The organism is Bacillus sp. S4 (assembly GCF_040838205.1).
GTDB classification, from domain to species: domain Bacteria; phylum Bacillota; class Bacilli; order Bacillales; family Bacillaceae_G; genus Bacillus_A; species Bacillus_A cereus_U.
The window spans coordinates 1-3561 of the sequence record NZ_JBFPJI010000324.1 but is presented as its reverse complement, the minus strand read 5'-3'; the positions used below and the strand labels follow the sequence as shown (position 1 = coordinate 3561).

Sequence of the window (3561 nt, the reverse complement as noted above, 5' to 3'; positions counted from 1 at the left end):
TGGGGGTTTTGTTCATCCCCCACTGATTATTAGCCCTCACCAATCGGGCGTTTACAGGCAGCAGGGCTCCCACCTAACTTCTTTGCTCCACCTGAATTTTGAGGTGGGAGTTTTACTGCCCGCAAATAGCGGGATAAACTGACTATTTTCTTAAAAACAACAAACAATTTATGCACTCCTGCATACACTATTCCATTTTGCATAAAACGGAACGTTAATCATTACCGCTACCACCTTCACGACCCCGGACTTGAACTCTAGAGAATATGTACATGCTGGGCGCACACAAAAAGGAGAAGTCTATGTGACCTTCTCCTTTTTTAGGAATAAGAGATGATATCAGCCGCTATCCCTTTTTCACTAACAATTTTTTGATATTTACGACTCACTGAAGATTGGCTGATTCCAAGAGCTTTTGCAGCCTTAGTCGTTGTTTTGTACTGCTTCATTGCAAGTAAAATCAATTGTTCTTCTACAGAATGTAGTGCTTCTTGTAATGGTAATACTCTTGTAATAACTGGTTTTGATTTTTTAAAGTCATAACCAGGTGTTAAAAACTTACTAACAAACTCCGCTTCAATTACTGGATCGTCTGCTGATACGACTAAACGTTCAATCATATTTTGTAATTCACGTACATTTCCTGGCCATGAGTAAAACTCTAGTAAGCTAAGCGCATCTGGAGTTAAATGATAATTTTTATTATATTTTTCATTTAACTGTTGCAAGAAATGAAAGGCAAGTACCGGAACATCTTCCATTCGCTCTCGTAGAGGAGGAACTCGCAACGGAATTACATTTAGGCGATAAAACAAATCTTCACGGAATGTTCCAGATTCCACCATCTTTTCAAGACTCTTATTTGTAGCAGCAATAATTTGTACATTTATTTTCGTAGGTATTGTACTTCCAATAGGAATTACTTCTTGTTCTTGCAAGACTCTAAGTAATTTCACTTGCAAATGTAAAGGCATTTCTCCAATTTCATCTAAAAATAAAATACCTTGATCAGCCCGCTTAAAATATCCTTCTTTTCCATTTTTATCAGCTCCTGTAAAAGCACCTTTCGTATAACCAAATAGTTCACTTTCTAACAAAGTTTCTGGAATTGCACCACAATTTAATTTTAAGAATGGCTTTGAAGACCGGTTTCCAAGTTGATGAATTGCCTGAGCAATTACTTCTTTTCCGACGCCAGATTCTCCAGAAATAAGAACATTGGAAGAAAAATCTGCTATTTTTTTAGCTTGGTTAATAATTTGCTCCATTTTTGGACTACAGTAAATAAGCTTCTTAAGAAAACGATCTTTATTTTTAAAGTCATCTAACTCCTTCTTATATCGCTCTGATATCTTCTTTATTTCATGTAATTCCGTCTTCAATCTCGTCGCTTCGGTAATATCCCTTGATGCAATAATAATACGATGAAGCTCTCCGTTTTCATTAAATACAGGGTTTCCAACTGCTAATATTTTTCTTCCGCTTTTTGTTTCTTGTACAACTGATACCTTTTTTTGTTTTTCCAACACTAATCGCGTAACAGATGGACTAAATAATCCTTTCTTTTCTAAGTCTAAAAGATTTTTTCCTAAAAGGTCTTTCAAATTACTCCCCCAAAAATCATTGATAACAGTTTCACTATAACGAATTAATTCCCCTTTATGATTAACAACTAATATTTCATCATAAATACTAGACAAGATTGCATGTAAATCTTCATTTAAATCCTTTATATATTCAATTTCCATCGCCATGTCCTCGACCATCGGCAAATCTTGCACAATAATAACCATTCCTTCAATACTTTGATCAAAGTTTGGAATCGGACTATAGTCAACTAATACACCCATCTCATTTGTGATTTGTAATTGATTCAAGATCGTTTTTCCCGTTGTAAATACGTTATTAATGTGCTCTTCGTTAAAAATCAGTTCTGCTGGTACATTCATAACTTTTTCAGGAGTCGATTTAATCATCTTCAAACCAGACTCATTGCAATTTACAATTTTCTTTTCACGATCTACTACAAAAATCCCCATTGGAATAGACGTTAAAATAATTTTCAATATATCAACACTCTGATTTTCTTGTTTAAATAGTTCTGCAAAAACATCCTCTCTTCTTATATATCCTGTTAGCTCATCTATTTCATTTTTTACTATCGCAATCGGCGCTCCAATAATTTGAAAAAGAGCTGTTAAAGAAATATCTTTACTAAGATGACATATTGTATCTAGTGAAACAGCATTTGAAAGCAATACCTTAGCAGTTAATCCCTTACTATTTGATAGCAGATCCTTCACATGAACGTATGCAAATAATTTCTCCCCTCTTTTTAAAAATAGAAAAGATTCTTTTATATTTTCAACATCTATATTCCATTCCTTTTCAGATTGATCGATAGATAGAGAAACAATAGGTCTAATTTTTTTATGAGCAATGGAAAACATGTTGCTATTCCTCCTTTGAACTATTTAATTTGTATTGTATCATTAAAAACAGATTTTTTTAATTAATCTGAAAATAAAACGTTTTTTCCTTTACTTAATAAAAAAAGGAAGATGAACGCCTCCATCTTCCTCATTGTTCTATCTTTAATCACTACCACTAACGAAAAGATCTTCTTGAATATAAGCTAATACCATACCTGGAATTACTTTATCCCCTGCCTCTACTTCTAAAGATTGAACTTCTCCACTACATCCCATCTTAATTACTTCCAGTTTACCATTCATATCTTTAATAGAGAATAATGGCTCCCATTCATAAATTCGCGAATCCTTATTAATAGACACTTTTTCAATTATTCCATAACACGGACTCGTAATAATATCATAATACACAATCAATCATCCCTTTCTTTTATTCTATTAATATTGTTCTTCTAACCTTTGTGACTGAAGAATCATATAGAAAAAGTTTTGAAGCTCTTCTATATCTTCTACCTCAATTCCTAGCCTTGGTGCCCAATATTGTTCCTCTCCAATATCTTCTTGACTTAATAAAACCATTCTCCCATTTTGAATTGAGGTAACCATTGCTTTTCCAAGAAACTGTTGCGAATACGTAACAGCTATATCGTAACGATGACTATTCGACAAAATGCAATAATAGCCGATTTGTTGTCTCTCCACTTCTTCTAATAAAATATCCAGTTTCATTTGGTCCCTCCTTTAGGTTAAAAATGCAACTAGCATATTAGACGTAATATTTCTACAACTTCGCAACCACCTTCAATGAAATGATTTTCAAGTTCAACTGTATTTGTTTTTTGCTTGGATTACGACCATAACACCCCGCTTTTATATTTTTACTAATTGTACAAAGCAATAATTGTGCCAAAAGAAAATACCATGTTGACCATCATTTATCAGCCATCCTCCCTAGACTTGCCCCTCTTCCTTATGAATCGTTGAATGAATTATGCAATACTGCATGATTGCCCAATCTTCAAAGCAAAAAACATCGGATCCATTCCCGATGTCTTTTGCTTTTTTATCCCGCTATTTGTGGGCAGTAAAACTCCCACCTCAAAATTCGGCTGGAGCAAAGAAGTTAGGT

Annotated in this window: 3 protein-coding genes; all 3 read right to left on the bottom strand. The window is 34.0% G+C overall.

The window, feature by feature from the left end; genetic code table 11:
* Window positions 1-320: 320 nt before the first annotated feature.
* The gene (locus AB3X48_RS19350; RefSeq protein ID WP_016104263.1) at window positions 321-2450 is read right to left on the bottom strand and encodes a sigma 54-interacting transcriptional regulator; all 2130 of its coding nucleotides are present in this window, start codon (window positions 2448-2450) and stop codon (window positions 321-323) included.
* Between the two features lie 144 nt (window positions 2451-2594).
* Window positions 2595-2843, bottom strand: coding sequence for a biotin/lipoyl attachment domain-containing protein (locus AB3X48_RS19345; protein ID WP_002149602.1), 249 nt, complete (start codon window positions 2841-2843; stop codon window positions 2595-2597).
* A gap of 27 nt (window positions 2844-2870) precedes the next feature.
* Window positions 2871-3161 carry an SAV0927 family protein gene (locus AB3X48_RS19340; protein WP_002202687.1) on the bottom strand — a complete coding sequence of 97 codons (291 nt, stop codon included), beginning with the start codon at window positions 3159-3161 and terminating at the stop codon, window positions 2871-2873.
* Between the last annotated feature and the right edge of the window lie 400 nt (window positions 3162-3561).